Origin of the sequence: Actinomadura logoneensis (genome assembly GCF_003428695.1) — a bacterium.
GTDB lineage: Bacteria > Actinomycetota > Actinomycetes > Streptosporangiales > Streptosporangiaceae > Spirillospora > Spirillospora logoneensis.
Genome location: NZ_QURH01000016.1, coordinates 1 through 3,345, shown reverse-complemented (window position 1 = coordinate 3,345; position 3,345 = coordinate 1). Strand labels below are relative to the sequence as shown.

General features: G+C 57.5%; 1 rRNA gene. It reads left to right on the top strand.

The features are described from left to right. Positions 1–32: 32 nt before the first annotated feature. A 23S ribosomal RNA gene (locus DZF91_RS01125) occupies positions 33–3,330 on the top strand. Positions 3,331–3,345: the final 15 nt, after the last annotated feature.

Here is a 3,345-nt window from a genome sequence, read left to right as displayed (position 1 = left end):
TCTCTGTTGCGATTTGTTTGATCGTTTTGTGTGTTCAAGTTTTTAAGGGCATACGGTGGATGCCTTGGCATCAGGAGCCGATGAAGGACGTGGGAGCCTGCGATATGCCTCGGGGAGTCGGCAACCAGACTTTGATCCGGGGATTTCCGAATGGGGGAACCTGGCACTCGTCATGGGGTGTCGCCGCCGGTTGAATGTATAGGCCGGTTGGTGGGAACGCGGGGAAGTGAAACATCTCAGTACCCGCAGGAAGAGAAAACAATAGTGATTCCGTGAGTAGTGGTGAGCGAAAGCGGAAGAGCCTAAACCGTGCGCGTGTGATACCTGGCAGGGGTTGCGTGTGCGGGGTTGTGGGACCATCTGGTCGGGGCTGCTGACCCGACAAGAAGTTACAAAATATCGTGGTAGTCGAATGGCCTGGGATGGCCGACCGTAGACGGTGAGAGTCCGGTAGGCGAAACTACGATGTCTTCTGGGTGTGTTCCCGAGTAGCACGAGGCCCGTGAAATCTCGTGTGAATCTGCCACGACCACGTGGTAAGGCTGAATACTTCCTGATGACCGATAGCGGACCAGTACCGTGAGGGAAAGGTGAAAAGTGCCCCGGTGAGGGGTCGTGAAATAGTACCTGAAACCGTGTGCCTACAAGCCGTCAGAGCGTCCTCAATGCCTTCGGGTGTTGGTGAGGGAAAGGTGAAAAGTGCCCCGGTGAGGGGTCGTGAAATAGTACCTGAAACCGTGTGCCTACAAGCCGTCAGAGCGTCCTACAAGGAGCTTGCTTCTTGTTTCGTGATGGCGTGCCTTTTGAAGAATGAGCCTGCGAGTTATGGTGTGTGGCGAGGTTAACCGGTGGCGGGTAGCCGTAGCGAAAGCGAGTCTGAAGAGGGCGTTTGAGTCGCATGCTGTAGACCCGAAGCGGGGTGATCTAGCCATGGGCAGGGTGAAGCGCCGGTAAGACGGTGTGGAGGCCCGAACCCACCAGGGTTGAAAACCTGGGGGATGACCTGTGGTTAGGGGTGAAAGGCCAATCAAACTCCGTGATAGCTGGTTCTCCCCGAAATGCATTTAGGTGCAGCGTTGCGTGTTTCTTGCCGGAGGTAGAGCTACTGGATGGCCGATGGGCCCTACAAGGTTACTGACGTCAGCCAAACTCCGAATGCCGGTAAGTGAGAGCGTGGCAGTGAGACTGCGGGGGATAAGCTTCGTAGTCGAGAGGGAAACAGCCCAGATCATCGGCTAAGGCCCCTAAGCGTGTGCTAAGTGGTAAAGGATGTGGAGTTGCTGTGACAACCAGGAGGTTGGCTTAGAAGCAGCCACCCTTGAAAGAGTGCGTAATAGCTCACTGGTCAAGTGATTCCGCGCCGACAATGTAGCGGGGCTCAAGCACACCGCCGAAGCCGTGGCATTCCAGCTTGCTGGGATGGGTAGGGGAGCGTCCTGCGTCCGGTGAAGCCGTCGAGTGATCGTGCGGTGGAGGTCGTGGGAGTGAGAATGCAGGCATGAGTAGCGAATCACACGTGAGAAACGTGTGCGCCGGATGACCAAGGGTTCCTGGGGCAGGCTAATCCGCCCAGGGTCAGTCGGGACCTAAGGCGAGGCCGACAGGCGTAGTCGATGGACAACGGGTTGATATTCCCGTACCCGCTGGTATGCGCCAACGCTGAGCCCACTGATGCTAACCACCCGATCCGCCTTGGAGACCTTCGGGTCTTCTTGGTTGGGGAGCGTGGGGCCCGAGGTGGTAGTAGGTGAGCGATGGGGTGACGCAGGAGGGTAGCTCAGCCCGGGCGATGGTTGTCCCGGGGTAAGCCTGTAGCCCGGACCGTAGGCAAATCCGCGGTCCATTGAGGGTGAGAGGTGATGCCGAGCCGTTTTTGGTGAAGTGAGTGATCCCATGCTGCCGAGAAAAGCCTCTAGTGAGTGTACCGGCGGCCCGTACCCTAAACCGACTCAGGTGGTCAGGTAGAGAATACCAAGGCGATCGGGTGAACTGTGGTTAAGGAACTCGGCAAATTGCCCCCGTAACTTTGGGAGAAGGGGGACCATGTCTGGTGAGGGCACTTGCTGTCTGGGGTGAACTGTGGTTAAGGAACTCGGCAAATTGCCCCCGTAACTTTGGGAGAAGGGGGACCATGTCTGGTGAGGGCACTTGCTGCCCGTAGCTGGGTGTGGTCGCAGAGGCCAGGGGGAAGCGACTGTTTACTAAAAACACAGGTCCGTGCGAAGTCGTAAGACGCTGTATACGGACTGACGCCTGCCCGGTGCCGGAACGTTAAGAGGACCGGTTAGAAGGATTCGTCTTTCGAGGCTGAGAATCTAAGCGCCGGTAAACGGCGGTGGTAACTATAACCATCCTAAGGTAGCGAAATTCCTTGTCGGGTAAGTTCCGACCTGCACGAATGGCGTAACGACTTCCCCGCTGTCTCAACCACAGGCCCGGCGAAATTGCAGTACGAGTAAAGATGCTCGTTTCGCGCAGCAGGACGGAAAGACCCCGGGACCTTCACTATAGCTTGGCATTGGCGTTTGATGTGTCTTGTGTAGGATAGGTGGGAGACTGTGAAGCGGGCACGCCAGTGTTCGTGGAGTCGTTGGTGAAATACCACTCTGGTCGCCTTAGACGTCTAACCCGCACCCGTGGATCCGGGTGGGGGACAGTGCCTGGTGGGTAGTTTAACTGGGGCGGTTGCCTCCCAAAGAGTAACGGAGGCGCCCAAAGGTTCCCTCAGCCTGGTTGGTCATCAGGTGGTGAGTGCAAGGGCACAAGGGAGCTTGACTGTGAGACCGACAGGTCGAGCAGGTGCGAAAGCAGGGCCTAGTGATCCGGCACCGGCGTGTGGAAGCGGTGTCGCTCAACGGCTAAAAGGTACCCCGGGGATAACAGGCTGATCTTCCCCAAGAGTCCATATCGACGGGATGGTTTGGCACCTCGATGTCGGCTCGTCGCATCCTGGGGCTGGAGTAGGTCCCAAGGGTTGGGCTGTTCGCCCATTAAAGCGGCACGCGAGCTGGGTTTAGAACGTCGCGAGACAGTTCGGTCCCTATCCGCTGTGCGCGTAGGAGAATTGATGAGGGTCTGTCCCTAGTACGAGAGGACCGGGACGGACGAACCTCTGGTGTGCCAGTTGTCCCGCCAGGGGCACGGCTGGTTGGCTACGTTCGGTCGGGATAACCGCTGAAAGCATCTAAGCGGGAAGCCTTCCTCGAGATGAGTTCTCCCACACCTTGTGTGTGTAAGGCCCCCAAGAGACGATTGGGTTGATAGGCCGGGGATGGAAGCGCGGTAACGTGTGGAGTCGACCGGTACTAATAGGCCGAGTGGCTTGAACACACTGAACGTTCAAAC